A 21059-nucleotide genomic window follows, 5' to 3' on the forward strand; every position below is an offset into this window, starting at 1 on the left:
ACTCGGTATCGCCGACATGGGGGCATCCTCACCTCCGGACACCGCAACATCGCCGAACCGGAGAGAGGGCGTGGGCTAGTGGCGGCCGTTTTCTGCTGGGGTGACTGTTAGGCGGTGGCGGCTGGCGTCGCCGCTGGAGAACGGCCAGAGCCGGTCGGCGTACTCGACCAGGTCAACCAGTTGATCTCGGCTGAGGCCGGCCGAGGAGATCTCCGCGTGCACGTCGGCCCGGTACCGGCCGTCGTCGTCGCGCCCCAGCTTCGCCTCCGCCCGCACCTGGACCGTGTGCGCCTCGTCGGTGATCTCCCCGGCCGCCTCCACCGCCGCGTGATGCAGGCAGGAGGCGAAGGCCGCGGCCAGCAACTGCTCAGGTCTCAGCCCCGTGCAGTGTGCCGCCAGCGGCGAGGCCAGCGCAGTGGAGAGCCCGCCGTCGTCCGTGCGTACGTGACCGCCCTCGGCGGTCGCTGTGGCCTCACGCAGCCAGGAACTCTGATCCGGCATCGCGTTTCTCCCGTCGCTCACCGGGTCGGCTACCCGGCCGCCGCCCGGCGAAACGCCGTGGACCGTACGGTCAGCGGCCGTACGCTCGGTCCGGCTCGTCGAGCACCGGCACCGCCACCGCCTCGGTGGCCTCCGCCGCCGCTCGTTCGGTCCACGGAGATATTGGAGCTGGCCGGCGGGCCGTCGGGACCGTCATCGGCACGTACACCCGGGCGTCCACGGCCTCGGCCAGCAGCAGCGCCGCGACCAGGCTGGTCGGGCGCCCCGCGGGATCGTCCGCGAGGCAGGAGTGGCACAGGTCGGCCACCTCCGGCGGGAGCCCCTCGATCTCGGGCAGCGGTTCCGGTGCCTGATGGCGGCGTACGCCGAGCAGTTCGGCGGAGGTGGCCGCGCGGTACGGCAACCGACCGGTGAGGCAGTAGTAGAGCAGCACGCCGAGGGCGTACATGTCGGCGGCCGGAGTGGCCAGCGCCCCGTCCAGCTGTTCGGGCGCCAGGTACGCCGGCGTGCCCAGCACCATCCCGGCCGGCATCAGGTCCGGTGAGCCGGTGGGGGTGGCGATGCCGAAGTCGAGCACCTTGACTCCCGTGGGAGTGAGCATGATGTTGGCGGGCTTGACGTCGCGGTGCACGATGCCGTCCGCGTGCGCGGCGGCCAACGCCGCGGCGACCTCCGCGCAGACCCGCACCGAGATCCGCCAGTCCAACGGCCCGGCCCGCAGGTGCGCGGCGAGCGTCTCACCCTCGGCCAACTCCATCACGATGTAGGGCACCGTGCGACCGGGCGACGTCGAGGAGGTGCCGAAGTCGTGCACACTCGCCACGTTCGGGTGCACCAGGCGGGCCGCTGATCGGGCCTCCGCGCGGATGCGCTCCACCGGGCCGCCCTGACCGTCCGGGCCGGGCAGGATGAGCTTCACCGCGACTGGCCGGTCCAGCACACGGTCGTGCGCCCGCCACACCTCGGACATCCCGCCAACGCCGATGCGCTGCTCGAGCTGATACCGCCCGTCCAGCGTACGCATCGTTCACTCCTCGTCCTCGTCCCGCCGGCAGCGGGTGCTCCGGTCGCGGTACCCGAGCTCCGAGCTGGGCAAACCGCAGCGCGACTCGGGAGCGCCCGGCCCCGCGCACCTCGCTGCGGCACGGCGGCGGGTGCGGTAGCTTGCGAGCCAGGGCCGGTGTCACGGATTGTGCCGGCATGGTCACTCAGGGGGGCGCCGCGATGAGCGAGGTCACCGTACGCTTCGTCGGCGGGCCCGCGGACGGCCTGGTCCGACTGCTGCCGGCCGGGTCGGACGGTGCCCCACCACAGCGTTGGATCATGCGGCACCCGAACGGCACCGGGCCGGTGCAGCCCGGCCCCGACCACCTCTACGAACGCGATCAGCCCGACGGCGTCGGTGGCTGGAGCATGCGGTTCGTGCGCACCGACGCGTACGGGGTGTCCGAGTGACCACGAGGCGGGGCTGACCCGTGGGGACGCCGACCCCGCGTCGGCCCGGCCGCACAGCTGGCACACAGCTCGCGCAGGGGCGTGGCACAGACGTCGCGACCACGATGGGGGCATGGTCATGAACGGGCAGGCCGCGCCGGGCCGGATCGAGCTGCGCCGCCCCGACGGCGAACCGGTCCGGGTGCTGGTGGTCGACGACGAACCGACCCTCACCGACCTGCTGTCCATGGCGCTGCGCTACGAGGGCTGGCAGGTACGCAGTGCCGGCAACGGTATGGCGGCTCTGAGTGCCGCCCGGCAGTTCCAGCCGGACGCGGTGGTGCTCGACGTGATGCTGCCCGACCTGGACGGCTTCCAGGTACTGCGCCGGATGCGCGAGCACGCCCCCACCGTGCCGGTGCTCTTCCTGACCGCCCGCGACGCGGTCGAGGAACGCATTGCCGGGTTGACCGTCGGCGGCGACGACTACGTCACCAAGCCGTTCAGCCTGGAGGAGGTGATCGCCCGGCTGCGCGCGCTGCTACGCCGCTCCGGCTTCGCGGTCGCCGCCCGGGAAGACGCCGTACTCACCGTCGGTGACCTGAGCCTCGACGAGGACAGCCACGAGGTACGCCGAGACGGCCAGCTGATCACCCTCACCGCGACCGAGTTCGAGCTGCTGCGCTACCTGATGCGCAACCCGCGCCGGGTGCTCAGCAAGGCGCAGATCCTCGATCGGGTGTGGAACTACGACTTCGGCGGCCAGGCCAACGTGGTGGAGCTGTACATCTCGTACCTGCGCAAGAAGATCGACGCCGGCCGGGCACCGATGATCCACACCTTGCGCGGCGCGGGCTATGTCCTCAAGCCCGCCGAATAGCCGGCGCCCGTTGCGGGCCGCCCGCCGATGGCTGGCCGGCCGTTCTCTGCGTACCCGACTGGTGTTTGCCCTGGTCGCGCTGCTGGCGTTGGTCAGCGTCGCCATCGGTGGTCTCACCACCGTGGCGCTGCGGCACTTCCTGATCGACCGGCTCGACGCCCAACTGGCTCCCGCGACGGCCATGCGGGGTGACCGTCCGGGGCGGCCGGACTTCCCGGGCAACGGACCGGGCGTGCCCCTCGGGCTGCCGTCCGGCGCGGTGGTCGCCGAGATCACCGACGGCCGGGTGACGAGCGCGCGGACCCTGACCAACAGCCCGTCCAGCGACGATCCGTTCCCCGACGAGCAGTCCGTCCCGGTCGGGGAGGTCGCCACACTGGCGGGCCTGCCGGTCGGCGCCGAACCGCGCACCGTCGACCTCGGCGCCCGCGGTGACTACCGGGCGGTGGCCCGGCAGTTCCGCGACGGCGCGGTACGCGTCGTCGCGATCCCCCTCTCCGGCGTCCAGGAGACCGTCTGGTGGATGGTCGCCGCGCAGGTCGGGGTGGCCGCCGTCGGGCTGGTCATCGCCGGAGCCGCCGGCGCGCTGATCGTGAGGGCCACCCTGCGACCGCTCAACCGGGTGGCCGCCACCGCCACCCGGGTTACCGAGCTGCCCCTGGACCGCGGCGAGGTGGCGCTCGCCGTCCGGGTCCCGGCCGCGGACACCGACCCGCGTACCGAGGTCGGCCAGGTCGGCGCGGCCCTGAACCGGATGCTGGGCCACGTCGCCGACGCGCTGGCCGCCCGGCAGGCCAGCGAAACGCGGGTACGCCAGTTCGTCGCCGACGCCAGCCACGAGTTGCGGACGCCTCTCGCGGCGATCCGCGGCTACGCCGAGGTGGCCCGGCGTGGCCGCGACGAGGTCCCCACCGACGTGGCGCACGCGCTGCGCCGGGTGGAGTCGGAGAGCACCCGGATGACCAGCCTCGTCGACGACCTGCTGCTGCTGGCCCGGCTGGACACCGGCCGGCCGCTCGCGGCGGACCCGGTCGACCTGACCGCTCTGGTGGTGGACGCGGTCAGCGACGCGCACGTCGCCGGCCCCGAACACCGCTGGCAGCTCGACCTGCCCGAGGTGGCGATCCGGGTGCCCGGCGACGCCGCCCGGCTGCACCAGGTGGTGGCGAACCTGCTCGCCAACGCCCGGGTGCACACCCCGCCCGGAACCGTGGTGACCACCACGCTGGCCGTCGACGGGGACAGCGCCGTGCTCACCGTCGCCGACGACGGGCCCGGTGTGCCGGCGGAGCTGCAGCCGGAGATGTTCGAGCGGTTCGCCCGCGGCGACAGCTCCCGGTCGAGGGCGCACGGCAGCACCGGCCTCGGCCTGGCGATCGTCGCGGCGGTGGTGGAGGCCCACCACGGCACGGTCGGAGTGGACAGTCGTCCGGGTCGGACCGTGTTCACCGTCCGGTTGCCCAATCCCACAGCTGACGCATAGGCCGCACACGGGGTCGCGCCAGCCCAGCCGTCGAGGCTGGCCGCATGGACAGAACCGACACCCTGCCGGCCACGCCCGCCGAACCTGGCCCGGCTGAGCAGCCGCCGACGGCCACGCACCCCGACGAGCCCCCGCCGCAGACGGGCCGCTCGGCGGCCTGGACCCGGCTCGCGCTGGTGGTCCTGCTGCTCGCCACCGGTGTGCTCTACCTGTGGGGCCTGGGCGCCTCCGGCTGGGCGAACTCGTTCTACGCGGCGGCCGTGCAGGCCGGTTCGGTGAGCTGGAAGGCATTCCTCTACGGCTCGTCGGACGCCGCCAACTCCATCACCGTCGACAAGACCCCCGCGTCGCTGTGGCTGATGGCCCTGTCCGTACGCGTCTTCGGGCTGAACAGCTGGGCGATGCTCGTCCCACAGGCGCTCTGCGGCGTCGCCTCGGTCGGCGTGCTCTACGCGACCGTGAAGCGTTGGTACGGGCCGGTGGCTGGGCTGATCGCCGGCGCGGTCCTCGCGGTCACCCCGGTGGCGACGCTGATGTTCCGGTTCAACAACCCCGACGCGTTGCTCGTCCTGCTGCTGGTCGCCGGGGCGTACGCCACCGTCCGCGCCCTGGAGTCGGCCAGCACCCGGTGGATCGTGCTGGTCGGTGTGCTGGTCGGCTTCGGCTTCCTCACCAAGATGCTCCAGGCGTTCCTGGTGGTGCCGGTCTTCGCCGGCGTCTACCTGCTGGCCGCGCCGACCGGGCTGTGGCGGCGGGTCCGGCAGTTGCTGCTGGCAGGCCTGGCGGTGGTGGTCTCCGCCGGCTGGTGGGTGGCGCTCGTCGAACTGGTCCCAGCCAGCGCCCGCCCGTACATCGGCGGGTCGCAGAACAACAGCATCCTGGAGCTCACCCTCGGCTACAACGGCCTCGGCCGGATCACCGGCGACGAGGTGGGCAGCGTCGGCGGTGGCGGTGGCGGCCCGAGGGGCGGTGGCGGTGGCCCGTTCTCGGGGCAGACCGGCCTGCTGCGGATGTTCGGCGGCGAGATCGGCGGTCAGGTCTCCTGGCTGCTGCCGGCCGCGTTGATCCTGCTGGTCGCCGGGCTGCTGCTGGCCGGGCGCGCGGCGCGGACCGACCGCACCCGGGCCGGGCTGCTGCTCTGGGGCGGTTGGCTGCTGGTCACCGGGCTGATCTTCAGCTTCATGTCCGGGATCTTCCACGCCTACTACACGGTGGCGCTCGCCCCGGCGCTCGGCGCGCTGGTCGGCATCGGCGTGACGCTGCTCTGGCGGCAGCGCCACCCCCTGCCCGCGTCGGATGACGACGCGACCGCTGGCACTCGCTGGCAGCGGTGGCGTCCGCTGGTCGCCCTGGCGACGCTCGCCGGCACCCTCGCGGTCACCGTCTGGTGGGCCTGGGTGCTACTCGGGCGCAGCCCCGACTGGTACCCGTGGCTGCGGACCACCGTGCTGATCGCCGGTCTGGTCGGCGCGGTGCTGATCCTGCTGGTCACCCGGCTGCCCCGCCGGTTGGTGCCCGTGGTGCTGGGCCTGGGCGCGGCGGCGGCACTGGCCGGCCCGGTGGCGTACGCGGTGCAGACCGCCGCGACCCCGCACACCGGGTCGATCCCGAGCGCCGGCCCGTCCGTGGCGGGCGGGTTCGGGCGAGGCGGCTTCCCCGGTGGGCGACCGCCCGGCGGCATGGAGCTGCCGGGAGGCGGCCAGTTCCCCGGCGGTGGCCAGAACCGCGGTCAGGGTCCAGGCTTCCCCGGCGGCGGCCGCAACGGCGGCCAGGTGCCCGGCGGTGGCCAGGTGCCGGGAGGTGGCCAGGTGCCGGGAGGCGGCCAGGTGCCCGGCGGCGCTCAGGCGCCCGGCGGCGGCCAGGTGCCCGGATCGCCCGGCGGACAGGGGCGCTCGGCTGGTGGGGGAATGGGCGGGTTGCTCGATACCCGTGAGCCCAGCGCCGCGCTGCGCGAGCTGCTCCAGCGCGACAGCGCCGACTACACCTGGGTGGCTGCCACGGTCGGCTCCAACAACGCCTCCGGCTACCAGCTCGCCACCGGCGACCCGGTGATGCCGATCGGCGGGTTCAACGGCAGTGACCCGTCACCGACCCTCGCGCAGTTCCAGGGCTACGTCGCCGACGGAAAGATCCACTATTTCGTGGGTGGTGGCGGCTTCGGGGCCAACGGCGGCAGCTCCGCCTCTCAGGAGATCGCCGCCTGGGTCGAGGAGAGCTTCACGGCGCAGACCGTCGACGGTGTGACCCTCTACGACCTGAGCACCGGTACGGAGGCGTCGTGACCGCGCTCAACGGACCCCGGGCCGCCGTCCAGGCCCGACCCACCGCCGCCGGTGCGGTGCTGGACGTGGTGATCCCGGTCTACAACGAGGAGACCGACCTCGGGCCGTGCGTACGGCGGCTGCACGCTCACCTGAGCGAGCACTTCCCGTACCCGTTCCAGATCACCATCGCCGACAACGCCAGCGTCGACGACACCCTGAAGGTGGCCGACGGCCTCGCCGCCGAGCTGCCCGGCGTCGACGTGCTGCACCTGGACGCCAAGGGGCGGGGGAGGGCGCTGTCCGCCGCCTGGTCCGCGTCGTCCGCGCCGGTGCTGGCGTACATGGACGTGGATCTCTCCACCGATCTGGCGGCGCTGTTGCCGCTTGTCGCGCCGCTCATCTCCGGTCACTCCGACCTGGCGATCGGCACGCGTCTGGCGCGTACCTCCCGGGTGGTGCGCGGTGCCAAGCGGGAGGTGATCTCGCGGGCGTACAACCTGCTGCTGCGCGGCGCGCTGGCGGCGCGGTTCTCCGACGCGCAGTGCGGGTTCAAGGCGATCCGCGCGGATGTGGCCGGTGAGCTGCTCCCGTTGGTGCGGGACACCGGCTGGTTCTTCGACACCGAGCTGCTGGTGCTCGCTCAGCGGGCCGGGCTGCGCATCCACGAGGTGCCGGTGGACTGGGTCGACGACCCGGACAGCCGCGTCGACATCGTCGCCACCGCCCTGGCCGACCTGCGCGGCGTGGGGAGGTTGGGCCGTGCGCTGCTGACCGGCGCGCTGCCGTTGACCGACCTGCGCGCGCAGCTGGGCCGGGCACCGCTGGCCGTGTCGCCGGCGCAGGTGCCGGTCGGGTTGCCCCGGCAGCTGGTCCGGTTCGCGGCGGTCGGGGTGGCGAGCACGCTCGCGTACCTGCTGCTGTTCGTGGCCACCCGGGGCACGCTCGGCGCGCAGCCGGCGAACCTGCTGGCGCTGCTGGTGACCGCGGTGGCGAACACGGCCGCGAACCGGCGGCTGACGTTCGGCATCAGCGGGCGTCGGCACGCCGGTCGGCATCACCTGCAGGGGCTGCTGGCCTTCGCGCTCGGCCTGGCGCTGACCAGTGGCTCGCTGGCCGTGCTGCACGCGGTCCATGCCGTACCCGCCCGGCCGGTGGAGCTGGCCGTGCTGGTGGCCGCGAACCTCGCCGCCACCGTGCTGCGCTTCGTGCTGCTGCGCCTCGGCATGCACCACCGGCGGAGCTGAGACACCCGCCGGTCAGCCGTCGACTCTGCCCAGCACCTCTGCGAGGACCTCGACGACGCGTCCCGTGTGACGCCCGTCGGGGTCCTCGTCGGTGTTCAGGTCAGCCACGCTCATCCCGAGCAGCCGGTCGGCGCGGGCCAGTGGGGTGATCAGCGCGATCAGGTCCGGCCAGCGCAACCCGTCCGGCTCCGGGTAGGTCACCGCCGGCAGGTCGAGCGGGTCCACCGTGTCCAGGTCGAGGTGCAGCCAGGCCGGCCCGCTCCCGCCGGCGACCAGGCCCGCCCCGACCGCCCCGGCGCCTCGGCGCAGCAGCTCGGCGGCGGGCACCTGGTGGATCGCCGGGTCGATCCGGGCCGCCTCGACGCTGCTGCTCTCGTCGGTGGCCGGGCGGTGCCCGAGCAGGTGTACGCGGCCAGGATCGAGCAGTGCGCCGTCGGGTCCGGGGCCGTGCCCGGTGACCACCGACAGGTCCATGTCGGCGGCCTCACCGGTCGGCGAGGTCGTGCCATCGAGGAAATCCGGGTGAGCGTCGACGAACCACAACTCCGTCGACCGCGGCAGGGCCCGACAGATGCCGGGCAGGATCGCGCAGTCCCCGCCGAGCACCAACGGTCGGTGGCCGTCCGCGATCAGCCCGCTGACCCGTGCGGTGATGGCCGCTCCCGCCCGGCGCAGGCCGGCGGCGCCGATCACCCCGCTCGCCGGATCCCGTATCGAGTCGCGCAACCGCGCCTCGTCGACCCACCCGCCGTCGTCGGCATCCAGGGCATCGAGCAGGCCGGCCCGGCGCAGGGCCGCTGGGGCCCGCTCCTCGCCGCGGCCGGCTCCGGAGGAGTCCAACGGGGCGTCCACCACGACCCAACGCACGTCCGCAGCGTACCGGCGGGGGCGGTGCCGCGGCCGCATTCTGTGGCGAGGCTGGGAGTCCGCCAATGTGCCCGGTACACGGATGACGAGCAGCGTACGGTGAGGGACAAGTCCGGCTTAATGGGTCAAAAGCCTCATCGCTGCGCACCTGCGAGCCGGTGTCGAGACGGGCGAGGGCAAGGAGCGATCGGTGAGACATCTGGCCTACCTGGACGCGGGATCCGGCAGCCTGATCGTGCAGGCGGTCGTCGGCGGGGTGGCCGGCGCAGCGGTCGCCGCCAAGCTCTACTGGCGACGCCTGGTCGACCGGTTCCGCCGGCAACCGACCGACCAGCGGTGAGCGGGCCAGTCCCGGCGATGGCGATCTCACCCACGGGGGTACGGCCCGAGCCCGCCTCCTTCCGCGACCCGGCCAATCGGGTCTTCCACGTCGGCGACGAGGTGCTGCGGGGGCTGGACACCCAGGCCGCCGAGCACTGGCGGGCACTGGCCGGCAGCACGTTCTTCCCGGCGCTCGTCGCCGCGCGCAAGGTCTGCGCCACCGAGGACGCCCCGCCGACACTGGTGCCCGCCGCGACCGGGGCACCGTGGGCCGCCGTGCTACGCCACGAGCGCATCCCGTTCGTCTCCCACCCGTACGAGTGGTCGTTCAGCATGCTGCGCGACGCCGCGCTGCTGCACCTGGAAGTCCTGCGCGCCGCCCTCACCGACGGCTTCACCACCAAGGACGGCTCGGCGTACAACCTCCAGTGGCGGGGCGCGGAGCCGGTCTTCATCGACATCGGCTCCTTCGAGCCGGTACGCGACGGGGAACCGTGGGCCGGCTACCGGCAGTTCTGCCAGACCGTGCTCTACCCGCTGATGCTCACCGCCCACCTCGGCGTCGACTTCCAGCCCTGGCTGCGCGCCCGGGTCGACGGCATCGAGGCCGACGAACTCCGGCCACTCTTCGGCGGGGCCCGCCGACTGCGCCCCGGCGTGCTGACCCACCTGCACCTGCACGGGGCCATGCAGCAACGCAACGCCGCCGCCAGCACCAGCGACGTACGCGATCAACTGCGGGCCGCCGGCTTCTCCCGGGAGTTGCTGCTGGCCACCGTACGCGGCATCGAGAAGCTGGTCCGCCGGCTGGACCGTCGTCCGGCCGAGAGCCACTGGTCGGACTACCAGCGCACCTGCGGTTACTCCGCCCGGGATCGGGTGGCGAAGGAGCAGTTCGTGGCGACCTCGGTGGCCGCCGGCGCCCGTCCTCGCCTGGTGCTCGACCTCGGCGCCAACGACGGCCGGTACTCCCGGTTGGCGGCCGGGCACGCCGACTACGTGGTCGCCGTCGAGCAGGACCCGGCCGTGGTCGATGAGCTGTACCGAAAGTTGCGGTCCGAGGGGCAGCGACGCATCCTGCCGCTGGTGCTGGACCTGGCCGACCCGTCACCCGGTGGAGGCTGGCGGGGCGTCGAGCGGGCCGGCTTCGCCGAGCGGGCGTCCGCCGACGTGGTGCTCGCCCTGGCCCTGGTGCACCACCTGGCGATCGGGCGCAACGTGCCGCTGCCGGAGGTCATCGACTGGCTGGCGGGGCTGACCGTGCCGGGCGGCGTGGTGGTGGTGGAGTTCGTCCACCCGGAGGATCCGATGGCGACCCGGCTGCTGGCCAACAAGCCCGCCGGTCTCTTCCCGGACTACCGGCGTGACACCTTCGAGGCGCTGCTGACCGCCCGGGGCCGGATCACCGACCGGCTGGAACTGCCCTCCGGCACCCGCACGCTCTACCGGACGGTGATGGGTGGCTGAACCGGCCTCCGTCGACCCGCCGACTCCGGACGAGCCGCCACGCCCGGCCGCCGGGCGGTGGGACCGGGGCTGGCGGGGCGAGCTGGGCCGGCTGCTGGAGGTGGTCGCGCTGGTCGGGCTGGTGGTCACCCAGCCACTGCTGGACGTGCTCGGCCGCAGCCCCGACTTCTTCCTCTTCCACCGCGCCGACCCGGCCCAGATCCTGCTGCTGACCGCCCTGGTGGCGGTGGTGCCCACGGTGCCGGTGGCACTGCTCGGCGCGCTCAGCCGACTGGCCGGCCGGACCGCCCGCGCCCTCACCCACACCGGGCTGGTCGGGCTGCTGCTCGCCGCCCTCGCCGTGCAGGTGGGCCGGCACGTGACGCCGCTTCGGGGCGTACCCCTGCTGCTCGTGGCCGTGCTAGCCGGTGCCGGCGGCGCGGTCGCACACCGGCGGTGGCGGGCGCCGGGCCGGGTGCTGCGACTGGCCGCCGCCGGGCCGGTGGCCTTCGTGGCGCTCTTCCTGCTCGCCTCGCCCACCTCGGCGGTGGTGCTGCCGCGCACCGACGGCGGCGCGGCCGGCACCGCCCAGGGCTCGGCCGTGCACCCGCCGGTGGTCATGCTGATCCTCGACGAGCTGCCGCTGGTCAGCCTGCTCGGCGCCGACGGGCGGATCGACGCGGCCCGGTTCCCGCACTTCGCCGAGCTGGCCGGCACCTCGACCTGGTACCGCAACGCCACCGGGGTCAGCGGGTGGACGCCCAACGCGCTGCCCGCGATGCTCACCGGCCGCTACCCGGCGCGGCCCGTCGCCCCCCACTACTCGCAGTACCCGGACAACATCTTCACCGCCTTCGGCGGCCTCTACGACATCCAGGCCGAGGAGAGCATCACCCGGCTCTGCCCGCCCAGCCGCTGCGAGCAACCGGTCACCCCGGAACAGGGGCTCGGCGTGCTGGTCCGGGAAACCGGCAAACTGTTCGGCCAGGTCGCCGGGCCGACACCCACCCGGGTCGACCCGGAGGACTCCTACCGGGAGCAGACCCGGGCCGAGGCCGGCCTGGACGCCGCCGAGCCGGTGCCGGCCGACCCGAAGTTCCGCTGGGACAGCCTGGACGACAACCAGCCGGCCCGCTTCACCAGCTTCCTGGCCGGGCTGAAGCCGACGCCCCGACCCACCCTGCACTTCCTGCACCTGCTGATGCCGCACTCGCCGTGGGCGTACCTGCCGTCCGGGGCGCGCTACGACGCCCCCGAGGACCTGCCCAATGACGGCGCCGGCTGGGTCGAGCTGGCCCGGCAGCGGCACCTCGCCCAGCTCGGCTACACCGACCGGCTGATCGGCGAGACACTGCGTACGCTGCGCGCCAGCGGCCTCTACGACCAGGCCCTCGTCGTGGTCACCGCCGACCACGGGGTCAGCTTCCACCCCGGTGCGCAGGGCCGGGGCATGGACGCGATCAAGGCCGCCGCCGGCGAGGTCGCGTGGGTACCGATGTTCGTCAAGGAGCCCGGGCAGCAGGCCGGCCGGGTGGACGACCGCAACTGGGAGCACGTCGACCTGCTGCCGACCGTCGCCGACGAGGCCGGCATCCGGCTGCCCTGGCGGGTCGACGGCCGCTCCGCCCGGCAGGCCCCCCGCACCGACGGCACCAAACACTTCTACGACCGCCCCGGCGAACCGATCACCTTCCCTGGTGGGGTGCCCGCCCCGCCGCCGCTGCCGACGCCGCACCCCCTGGTAGGCACCGAGGTGCGCGCCGGCCCGGCCGGAGGCAGTGCCCGGGTGGCCGACCTGGCCGCCTTCACGGCCATGGACCCGGACACCGGCACCCTCCCGGCGCTCGTGTGGGGAGACGTCCCGGACGGGATCCCGGACGGCACGCTGCTGGCGGTTGCCGTCAACGGTCGGATCGGGGCCGTCGTCCCGGTGGTGCCGCCCGACCCCGGCGGACGCCGGTTCGCCGCGCTGCTCAGCGACGACAAGCTGTTCCACGCCGGCACCAACCAGCTCGACGTCTACCAGGTCGCGAAGGACGGCACGCTGCGACGCCTCGTCCTGTCGTGACCCGATCCAGGGTTTGTCCCGCGTGCCGGGATGCCGGGTTTCCCTTCGGTCCGGTCGGGAATCGGGTGACGCATACCTCACCGCCGAACCACGGCGGGCGTTGTCCACCAAGCCGCAATTACGGTAGAAGCGAAGGCAATTCAACGTAGATCTGCCGGCGAAGCGAGGAACCACATGACGGAAGTCAAGCTCGATCACCCCGGTGGGCAGCTGTCGATGCCGGTACATCCTGCGGTCGAGGGCCCCGCCGGTGTCGGGGTGAGCAAGCTGCTGAAAGAAACCGGGATGACAACGTACGACCCCGGTTTCGTGAACACCGCCGCTGCCTCATCCGCGATCACCTACATCGACGGCGACGCGGGGATCCTGCGTTACCGGGGATACCCGATCGAGCAGCTGGCCGAGAAGTCCTCCTTCCTGGAGGTCTCCTACCTGCTCATCTACGGTGAGCTGCCGAGCGAGCAGCAGCTGACCGAGTTCACCGAGTGGATTCGGCGGCACTCGCTGCTGCACGAGGAGATGCGTCGCTTCTTCGACGGCTTCCCCCGGGACGCCCACCCGATGGCGGTGCTCTCGTCCGCGGTGAGCGCCCTGTCCACCTTCTACCAGGACAGCCTGGACCCGTTCGACTCCGAGCACGTGGAGATCTCCACGGTCCGGCTCATGGCGAAGGTCCCCACCATCGCCTCGTACGCGTACAAGAAGTCCATCGGACAGCCGCTGCTCTACCCGGACAACTCGCTGGGGTACGTGGACAACCTGCTGCGGATGACGTTCGGCGTGCCGGCCGAGCCGTACGAGGTCGACCCGGTGATGTCGAAGGTGCTGGACATGCTCTTCGTCCTGCACGCCGACCACGAGCAGAACTGCTCCACGTCGACCGTCCGGCTGGTCGGCTCCAGCAACGCCAACCTGTTCGCCTCGGTCTCCGCTGGCGTGAACGCCCTGTTCGGCCCGCTGCACGGCGGCGCCAACCAGGCCGTGCTGGAGATGCTCCAGCAGATCCACGCCGGCGATGACGACGTCCGGTCCTTCGTCCGCAAGGTCAAGGACAAGCAGGACGGCGTCAAGCTGATGGGCTTCGGCCACCGGGTCTACAAGAACTACGACCCGCGGGCCGCGATCGTCAAGAAGGCCGCGCAGGACGTGCTGGGCCGGATGGCCAAGCCCGACCCGCTGCTGGACATCGCCATGGAGCTGGAGGAGATCGCGCTCGCCGACGACTTCTTCGTCTCCCGTCGGCTCTACCCGAACGTGGACTTCTACACCGGCCTGATCTACAAGGCCATGGGCTTCCCGACGAAGATGTTCACGGTCCTCTTCGCGCTCGGCCGGCTCCCCGGCTGGATCGCCCAGTGGCGCGAGATGATCAACGACCCGGAGACCAAGATCGGCCGTCCGCGGCAGATCTACGTCGGCTCCGCCGAGCGGGACTACGTCCCCTTCGCCGAGCGCTGACCTCCGCTCTTCGCACCACCGGCAGGCCGTCGACCCACCCGGGTCGGCGGCCTGCCGCGTTCCCGCCGCCGACGCCCTGGTACCTGCATCAGGCCCTGTAGAGCTGCCCCATATCTGGGGCGTGCCCTCGGCGCGTCATCGCCAACCCGGCCGCGCATCCGAACCCGGTCGTGCGGCCGCGTCGGGTCGTGTGGGACTGGCGGTCGGGGGTGGGGTGGTGGGCGGCGGCGTTGCTGGGGTGGGTTGGTGTCCCGTCGGGTCGGGTCGGGTCGGGTCGGGTCGGGTCGGGTCGGGTCGGGTTGGTCGGGTCGTGGCTACCGGTTGGTCGGGTCGTGGCTGTCGCGTTGGTCGGGTCGGGTCGTGGCTGTCGGGTTGGGTCGGTCGGGTCGTGCCGTCGGGTCATGCCGTCGGGTCGTGCCGTCGGCTCAGGTCGGCGGGTCGTGCCGTCGGGTCGGGTCGGCGGGTCGTGCCGTCGGGTCGGGTCGGCGGGTCGTGCCGTGTGGTCGGGCCTGTGTTGTACGTCCCAAGCCCTCGGCGCACGGTGATCGGGGGTCCTTTGCCTGCCAATGAGCTTGCCCCGTGGGCTCGGTCCCCTCGTGTAACGGCCGGACCGGGCGAAGGGCGCCCGTTCTGCCCGATCAGTCCCTGTCGCGCGGGTCATCCTGCGGCGGTGGAGGCGGGTTCCACGGTGATCGACTCCATATCGCCGATGTGGGTGTATCCCTGTGCCGGGACACCCCCATATCGGCGACATGGAGTCGATCAAGCGGCGAGGGTCCGTCCTTGGCGGGTTTGCGGCGGCCCTGCACCTCAATGCGGGTCTTGGGGTGGCGGTTCACCTCGTTCCCGGGCCTCGGGGGTGGCCGCCACCCCATCTCCGGGCCTCGGGGGTGGCCGCACGCCCCATTTCTGGGCCTCGGGGTGGCCGCACGCCCCATCTCCGGGCCTCGGGGTGGCCGCCACCCCATTTCTGGGCCTCGGGGTGGCCGCACGCCCCATTTCTGGGGCAGCTCGACAGGGCTCGCGAGCTGTAGGCGGCCGACGAGCTGCGGGGTCCGCGCGGGTGAGCCTCTAGAAGGCGGAGATGTCTTGTGCTCGCTCGCTGCGGCTCAGTGCGCTGATCAGCGCGGACTGGCCGTGGCGGCGTACGGCCAGCCGCACCAGCAGGTCGCGCACCGGGTCGAAGACGTCCGCCGGGAACGCCGGCGTCGGCACGCCGACGCTCACCGCGAGGTCGTCGGAGTGGACCACGATTTCCAGCTGGCGGGTGAGCAGGAACTCGCTGCGCCGCAGGGACCAGCCCTGCCATGGGATGGGCACGACGTCGCGGGCCGCCCCTCGGGAGAGCAGGTCGCCCACCTCCTCCAGCGCGGAGGCGGAGCGGGCGTGTAGGTCGGCCGGGCCCCGTGCCGCGTCTGCCTCATCCGGACCGGAGGCGACCGAGGCCTCGTCCGGAACGCCTTCGGTGACCCAGGAGGCCCGCTCGTAGTGGCCGTCGGCCGACTCCAGGAGAGGCAGGTCGGTCGGCATCGGCAGCAGCTCTGCCACCCGTACCGCCTGACGCCCCAGGTGGCACGCCAGCCCGCCCACGGACAGGTGCGGCAGCACGCTCGGACGCGACCACTGCTCGGACACCTCGGAGCGCCGGATCAGGTCCAGCGCGATCGAGGCGGCGACGGGGAAGGTGGAATCCAGGGCGTCGACAGGGCGAGACATCCGCACATTCTGACAGTCGCGGCAGCCCGGCGCAGACCTCGCCGAGCCCCGCGCCTGCTCGGATCAGGGCAGCGGAACGAGGTAGGAATCGACGCGCGCGATCAGACCGTCGCGAAACGTGAACAAGTCGTTGAAGGCGAACCGGAACCGCCCGTGCTCGACGCTGACGCCACCGCCCTCGCCCGTGGTGACGACGACCAGGCCGTCCTCATAGACGCGCTGGACGTCGAGCTCAGGGCTGCCGGTGAACGCGGGGTTCTCGATCTCGCCGTCGAACTCCGCCTTGCCGCGCGTGGTCCGGTGACCGTGGATGACCCACTCGACGTCATCGGTGAGGGTCGCGAGGATGCGCGGGTGGTCGCTCGTCCGGAAACCGGCGAAGTAGTCCGCGACGACGTCGCGTTGGATCGTCTGCGTCATGTCGTTCTCCGTTGTGGTCGGGCTTCGTCGTCTCGCAGGTGTGTGGCGAGTGCGTCGAGGATCGAGGCGAGCCCGTCGACTGCCTGGGCGCTGCGCAGCTCCGGGGGCAGCCGACGCTGGTGGACGGTGAGGTCCGTGCCGTCGCCGGCGGGCTGGACGGTGACGGTCGTGCGGAGGCCGGTGACGGGCTCGTCGAACACCAGCTCATGCGGGGCGTCGACGCTCACGTAGACGAACCGCAGCCGGTGCGACGCGCCGTCCGGCGCGCGGGTGTCGAGTGCGAAATCGCCGCCGGGCCGCAGGTCCACGGTCACGGACTCCGGGGGTACGGAAGCGTGCGAGCCACCCCAGAACTTCGCGATGCTTGCCGGTGAGGTGAAGGCGGCCCAGACGCGTTCAGGGGCCGCCCGGAAGTGACGCCGGGCGATCAGTTCGTCGCCACGGAGCTCTGCGTTGGCGGTCAACGGACCGCTCCGTCGTCGCCGAGATGCTGTGCGAGGGCGTCGAGTCGGTCGTCCCAGGCGCGGCGCTGGTCGTCGATCCACCCACCGAGCAGCGAGAGTTGATCGGCCCTCAGCCGGCAGGGACGTCTGGTGCCCTCGCGGCGCTGCTCGACCAGGCCACACCGTCGCAGGACGCCGACGTGGTGGGAGATCGCCTGCGGGGTCAGGTCGAACGGTGCGGCGAGCTCACCCACCGTGGCGTCACCCCGCGCGAGACGCGTCAGCAGGGCGCGACGGACGGGGTCGCCGAGAGCGGCGAAGGCCGAGTCGAGATCGGGGCCAGGCGCCGCGAGTGAGGTGGACATGACGCCACCCTAATGCAAACGATCGTTTGCGCAATCCCATGTTTGCGAAGGCGGGCGCGCCGGGTCGCCGATATTGCGGTATCCCGGGGCAGGGACACCGCAATATCGGCGACACGGAGTCGATCAGCGAGCGGCGCGACCGGCCGAGCGGCGGGCAGCGGGTACTGGCCGATCAGCGAGCGGCGCGACCGGCCGAGCGGCGGGCGAGCGCGGCGGAGTCGATCAGCGAGCGGCACCGGGCCGCGGGACCGCGGTCAGCGCAGGCCGGCGGCGGCGAGCAGGTTGCCCTCGGGGAGCGCCGGAAGCGCGCGGCCCTGGGACATGCGCTGCTCGGCGCGCTGGGCGGTGCACGCGGCGTCGGTGGCGATGGCGGCGGCGTAGCTGGCGGCGGTGCGCTGGGCGATCGCCGCCCAGCCGTACTGGTCCTGAACCATCCGCCGGGCGCGACGGGCCATGACGCGGGCGCGATCGGGGTCCGACAGCAGCGCGTCCACGGCGTCGGTCAGGCCGTCGGGGTCGTGCGGGCGGAAGGTCATCCCGGTCTTCCCCGGCTCGATGATCTCCGCGAGGCCGCCGGTGGCCGCGACGGCGAGGGGCGCGCCGGCTGCGGCGCCCTCCAGGGCCACCATGCCGAACGGCTCGTAGATGCTCGGCACGGCGAAGCAGTCGGACGCCGCCATCAGCGCCGGCAGGTCGGTGCCGCCGAGGAAGCCCGGCATGGTGACCACGTCGCCGAGGCCGCGGCGGTGCACCTCAGCTTCCAACTCGGCACGGTACGGGCCGTCCCCGGCGATCACGGCGCGCAGCCTGGGGTGCCGTTCCCGCAGCCGGGGCAGTGCGGCGATCAGGTGCTGCACGCCCTTTTCGTAGACGAGGCGGCCGGCGAAGGTGACCAGCGGGCCGTCCCCGGCGAACCGGGCCCGGGCGGCGGCCACGGCACGCGCCGGCACCCGCCAGCGGTGCGGCTCCACGCCGTTGGCGACCACGTCGACCCGTCCGGACGGTACGCCGAACAGTGCGTTCACCTCGTCGCGCATGTAACCGGAGCAGACGATCACCCGGCCGGACTCACTGCTGAGCCACTGCTCGACGCCGTGGATGGTGCGGTTCATCTCCTCCGGCAGCCAGCCCTGGTGCCGTCCCGCCTCGGTGGCGTGGATGGTCGTGACCAGCGGGATGTCCAGGTGGTCGCGCAACGTCATCGCGGTGTGGGCGACGAGCCAGTCGTGGGCGTGGATGACGTCGTAGGTGCCGGCTTCGGTGGCGCGCAGCGCGGTGCGGGTGAGGGTGTGGTTGAAGGCCATCGTCCAGGCCAGCAGGCTGCCGGTGGCGAGGGGGAAGGTCACCGGGTCCTCGGGAGCGCGCAGGATGCGGACGCCGTCGGCGTACTCCTCCAGAGGTGCGCCCTCGGTGTGGCGGGTGACGACGGTGACCTCGTGGCCGGCGGCGGCCAGCGCCACCGACAGCGCGTGGACGTGTCGGCCGAGGCCGCCGACGAGCACCGGCGGGTACTCCCAGGAGAGCATCAGGATGCGGCGGGTCTGCGGGGGCACTCCGAGGCTGGGCTGCGTCGGCACGGTTGCGCCAGGCTGCGCGGAAAGACCGGGCTGCGTCGAAAGCTGGGGCCGGGAGGTCAGGGTGGGCCGGTGGGTCCGGTCCTTGGTGGCAGCGAGCTGCTCGTCGACCCGCAGGGTCGTCACATCAATCTCCGTCCATGCATGGTGGTGCGCGCCGACGTCAGTGGCGGCGGAGCGAGAGGTGTAAGGGGTGGCCGAGGGCCGAGGAGGCACGCGCGTGCGCGTGTCCCCAACCAGCAAAGGGCATCGAGCGCGATAACGCACCCTGAGAGGGGCCAAGGTGACGGAGGACACCTGAGGGGTGTAGCGCGCATCAGACAGGTGGATTCCGGGCATCGCCTGGAAGGATGGATTGGCGTGCCGGGGCGGGGGGCAATACCCGCGTGCGCGTGGGCGGCCTCCGTCGGCGCGCTCGTGGCGCAGTGCGCACATGACCATGGTTTGAGGGAGCGAGATGCAGGTCTGGCCGGGCGAGCGGTATCCCCTGGGCGCCACCTACGACGGGATGGGCACCAACTTCGCCATCTTCTCCGAGGTGGCCGAGCGGATCGAGCTGTGCCTCTTCGACGAGTGGGACACCGGTGCCGAGCGCCGGGTCGAGCTGCGCGAGGTGGACGCGTACGTGTGGCACGCGTACCTGCCGGGCATCGAGCCGGGTCAGCGTTACGGCTACCGGGTGTACGGCCCGTACGACCCGGCGAACGGGCTGCGCTGCAACCCGCACAAGCTGCTGCTCGACCCGTACGCGAAGGCCATCGACGGTGACGTGACGTGGGACCCGGCGGTCTACGACTACGAGATGGCCGAGCCGGAGCGGATGTCGGAGACCGACTCGGCGCCGTTCATGCCGAAGTCGGTGGTGGTCAACCCGTACTTCGACTGGGGCAACGACAGGCCGCCGCGCACCCCTTACCACCACTCGGTGATCTACGAGGCACACGTGCGTGGGCTGACCATGCGTCACCCGGACATCCCGGAGGAGCTGCGCGGCACGTACGCGGGCATCGCCTCCCCGCCGATGATCGAGTATCTGACCCGGCTCGGGGTGACCGCGATCGAGCTGATGCCGGTGCACCAGTTCATCCACGACCACCGGCTGAACGACCTGGGGCTGCGCAACTACTGGGGTTACAACACCATTGGTTTCTTCGCCCCGCACCACGGCTACTCGGCACTGGGCCGGACCGGCCAGCAGGTGCAGGAGTTCCGGGGCATGGTCAAGGCGCTGCACGCGGCCGGCATCGAGGTCATCCTCGACGTGGTCTACAACCACACCGCCGAGGGCAACCATCTCGGGCCGACGTTGAGCTTCAAGGGCGTGGACGCCCCGAGCTACTACCGGCTCAGCGAAGAGGACCGGCGCTACTTCGTCGACTACACGGGCACCGGCAACAGCCTCAACGTTCGCAGCCCGCACTCCCTGCAACTGATCATGGATTCGCTGCGCTACTGGGTGCAGGAGATGCACGTCGACGGGTTCCGCTTCGACCTGGCCGCGACCCTGGCCCGGGAGTTCTACGAGGTCGACCGGCTCTCCACCTTCTTCGAGGTGGTGCAGCAGGACCCGGTGGTCAGCCAGGTCAAGCTGATCGCCGAGCCGTGGGACGTCGGCCCCGGCGGCTACCAGGTGGGCAACTTCCCGCCGCTGTGGACCGAGTGGAACGGCAAATACCGCGACACCGTACGAGACTTCTGGCGCGGTGAGCCGGCGACCCTCGCGGAGTTCGCGTCCCGGATCTCCGGCTCCGCCGACCTCTACCAGGACGACGGGCGTCGCCCGTTCCACAGCATCAACTTCGTCACCGTCCACGACGGGTTCACGCTCAACGACCTCGTGTCGTACAACGACAAGCACAACGAGGCCAACGGCGAGGACAACCGGGACGGCGAGAGCCACAACCGCTCCTGGAACTGTGGCGTCGAGGGCGACACCGACGACGAGGCGGTGCTCGCCCTGCGGGCCAAGCAGCGGCGTAACTTCCTGGCCACCCTGATGCTCTCCCAGGGCGTGCCGATGATCGGCCACGGCGACGAGTTGGGCCGCACCCAGCACGGCAACAACAACGTCTACTGCCAGGACAGCGAGCTGGCCTGGGTCGACTGGGACAACGCCGACGAACAGCTGCTGGAGTTCGTCCGTACGCTCACCGACTTCCGCAAACGGCACCAGGTGTTCCGCCGCCGCCGGTTCTTCACCGGCCTGCCGGTCGGCGGGCGTGGCATTGACGAGCCGCTGCCCGACCTGGCCTGGTACACGCCCGACGGACGGGAGATGACCGGCGAGGACTGGGGCAACGACTTCGGCCGCTCGGTGGCGCTGTTCGTCAACGGCGAGGGCATCCGGGAGCGCGGCCAGTACGGCCAGCGCCACCACGACGCCTCGTTCCTGCTCTGCTTCAACGCCCACGACGCGCCCCTGGACTTCACCCTGCCCGGCAGCGAGTACGGCCAGAAGTGGGAACGGGTGATCAGCACCGCCGAACCCGACCCGGACGACGTCACGGTGATCAGCGCGGGCGGCACCATCCGGGTGCCGGACCGTTCCCTGGTGGTGTTGGAGAGGACGATCTGA

Annotated in this window: 18 protein-coding genes; 10 read left to right on the plus strand and 8 right to left on the minus strand. The window is 72.3% G+C overall.

Features of this window, described 5'->3' with window-relative positions; genetic code table 11:
- Positions 1-75: 75 nt before the first annotated feature.
- Together ABZT18_RS28510 and ABZT18_RS28515 are read right to left on the minus strand one after the other, a co-directional pair.
- Entirely contained in the window at positions 76-501 is a 426-nt protein-coding gene (locus ABZT18_RS28510) for an OsmC family protein (RefSeq protein ID WP_354995821.1), read from the minus strand.
- Between the two features lie 70 nt (positions 502-571).
- Positions 572-1525, minus strand: coding sequence for a serine/threonine-protein kinase (locus ABZT18_RS28515; RefSeq protein WP_354995820.1), 954 nt, complete (start codon positions 1523-1525; stop codon positions 572-574).
- Positions 1526-1701: 176 nt separating this feature from the next.
- Here ABZT18_RS28515 and ABZT18_RS28520 point away from each other — a divergent pair, with 176 nt between their 5' ends.
- From ABZT18_RS28520 to ABZT18_RS28540, 5 genes are all read left to right on the plus strand, one after another.
- Positions 1702-1956: a hypothetical protein gene (locus tag ABZT18_RS28520; RefSeq protein ID WP_354995819.1), complete on the plus strand. Its 255-nt coding sequence runs from the start codon at positions 1702-1704 to the stop codon at positions 1954-1956.
- A 112-nt stretch (positions 1957-2068) separates the two neighbouring features.
- Positions 2069-2815, plus strand: a complete 747-nt coding sequence (locus ABZT18_RS28525; protein WP_354995818.1) for a response regulator transcription factor — start codon at positions 2069-2071, stop codon at positions 2813-2815.
- 31 nt (positions 2816-2846) lie between these two features.
- The gene (locus ABZT18_RS28530) at positions 2847-4298 is read left to right on the plus strand and encodes a HAMP domain-containing sensor histidine kinase (RefSeq protein ID WP_354995944.1); all 1452 of its coding nucleotides are present in this window, start codon (positions 2847-2849) and stop codon (positions 4296-4298) included.
- Positions 4299-4342: 44 nt separating this feature from the next.
- Positions 4343-6580: a glycosyltransferase family 39 protein gene (locus ABZT18_RS28535; protein WP_354995817.1), complete on the plus strand. Its 2238-nt coding sequence runs from the start codon at positions 4343-4345 to the stop codon at positions 6578-6580.
- Positions 6577-7806, plus strand: a complete 1230-nt coding sequence (locus ABZT18_RS28540) for a glycosyltransferase (protein ID WP_354995816.1) — start codon at positions 6577-6579, stop codon at positions 7804-7806. Before ABZT18_RS28535 ends, ABZT18_RS28540 begins: the two co-directional genes overlap by 4 nt.
- Before the next feature lie 12 nt (positions 7807-7818).
- Here the strand turns inward: ABZT18_RS28540 and ABZT18_RS28545 are convergent, their stop codons facing one another.
- Positions 7819-8673: an arginase family protein gene (locus ABZT18_RS28545; RefSeq protein WP_354995815.1), complete on the minus strand. Its 855-nt coding sequence runs from the start codon at positions 8671-8673 to the stop codon at positions 7819-7821.
- Positions 8674-8863: 190 nt separating this feature from the next.
- Here ABZT18_RS28545 and ABZT18_RS28550 point away from each other — a divergent pair, with 190 nt between their 5' ends.
- The 4 genes from ABZT18_RS28550 (at position 8864) to ABZT18_RS28565 (ending at position 13966) form a co-directional block, all read left to right on the plus strand.
- Complete coding sequence (locus ABZT18_RS28550; RefSeq protein WP_179778832.1) at positions 8864-9013, plus strand: hypothetical protein; 150 nt, start codon at positions 8864-8866, stop codon at positions 9011-9013.
- Between the two features lie 17 nt (positions 9014-9030).
- Positions 9031-10461, plus strand: coding sequence for a class I SAM-dependent methyltransferase (locus tag ABZT18_RS28555; RefSeq protein ID WP_354995943.1), 1431 nt, complete (start codon positions 9031-9033; stop codon positions 10459-10461).
- An 82-nt stretch (positions 10462-10543) separates the two neighbouring features.
- Positions 10544-12508 (plus strand): sulfatase-like hydrolase/transferase, encoded by a 1965-nt coding sequence (locus tag ABZT18_RS28560; RefSeq protein ID WP_354995942.1) that lies wholly within the window; start codon positions 10544-10546, stop codon positions 12506-12508.
- Between the two features lie 174 nt (positions 12509-12682).
- Positions 12683-13966, plus strand: a complete 1284-nt coding sequence (locus ABZT18_RS28565; RefSeq protein ID WP_354995814.1) for a citrate synthase — start codon at positions 12683-12685, stop codon at positions 13964-13966.
- 1071 nt (positions 13967-15037) lie between these two features.
- Here ABZT18_RS28565 and ABZT18_RS28570 read toward each other — a convergent pair.
- The 5 genes from ABZT18_RS28570 to ABZT18_RS28590 all read right to left on the minus strand — a co-directional run bounded on the left by ABZT18_RS28570 (position 15038) and on the right by ABZT18_RS28590 (position 18610).
- Complete coding sequence (locus ABZT18_RS28570; protein WP_354995813.1) at positions 15038-15682, minus strand: maleylpyruvate isomerase N-terminal domain-containing protein; 645 nt, start codon at positions 15680-15682, stop codon at positions 15038-15040.
- A gap of 63 nt (positions 15683-15745) precedes the next feature.
- Positions 15746-16102 (minus strand): nuclear transport factor 2 family protein, encoded by a 357-nt coding sequence (locus tag ABZT18_RS28575; protein WP_354995812.1) that lies wholly within the window; start codon positions 16100-16102, stop codon positions 15746-15748.
- Positions 16099-16566 carry an SRPBCC domain-containing protein gene (locus ABZT18_RS28580; RefSeq protein WP_354995811.1) on the minus strand — a complete coding sequence of 156 codons (468 nt, stop codon included), beginning with the start codon at positions 16564-16566 and terminating at the stop codon, positions 16099-16101. The genes ABZT18_RS28575 and ABZT18_RS28580 overlap by 4 nt, the downstream gene beginning before the upstream one ends.
- The gene (locus ABZT18_RS28585; RefSeq protein ID WP_354995810.1) at positions 16563-16910 is read right to left on the minus strand and encodes a metalloregulator ArsR/SmtB family transcription factor; all 348 of its coding nucleotides are present in this window, start codon (positions 16908-16910) and stop codon (positions 16563-16565) included. The genes ABZT18_RS28580 and ABZT18_RS28585 overlap by 4 nt, the downstream gene beginning before the upstream one ends.
- A 254-nt stretch (positions 16911-17164) precedes the next feature.
- Complete coding sequence (locus ABZT18_RS28590; RefSeq protein ID WP_354995809.1) at positions 17165-18610, minus strand: glycosyltransferase family 4 protein; 1446 nt, start codon at positions 18608-18610, stop codon at positions 17165-17167.
- A gap of 331 nt (positions 18611-18941) precedes the next feature.
- Here ABZT18_RS28590 and glgX point away from each other — a divergent pair, with 331 nt between their 5' ends.
- On the plus strand, positions 18942-21059 hold the full coding sequence (gene glgX, locus ABZT18_RS28595; RefSeq protein WP_354995808.1) for a glycogen debranching protein GlgX: 2118 nt from the start codon (positions 18942-18944) through the stop codon (positions 21057-21059).

This window comes from Micromonospora sp. NPDC005291 (genome assembly GCF_040607415.1).
Classification (GTDB): Bacteria; Actinomycetota; Actinomycetes; order Mycobacteriales; family Micromonosporaceae; genus Micromonospora.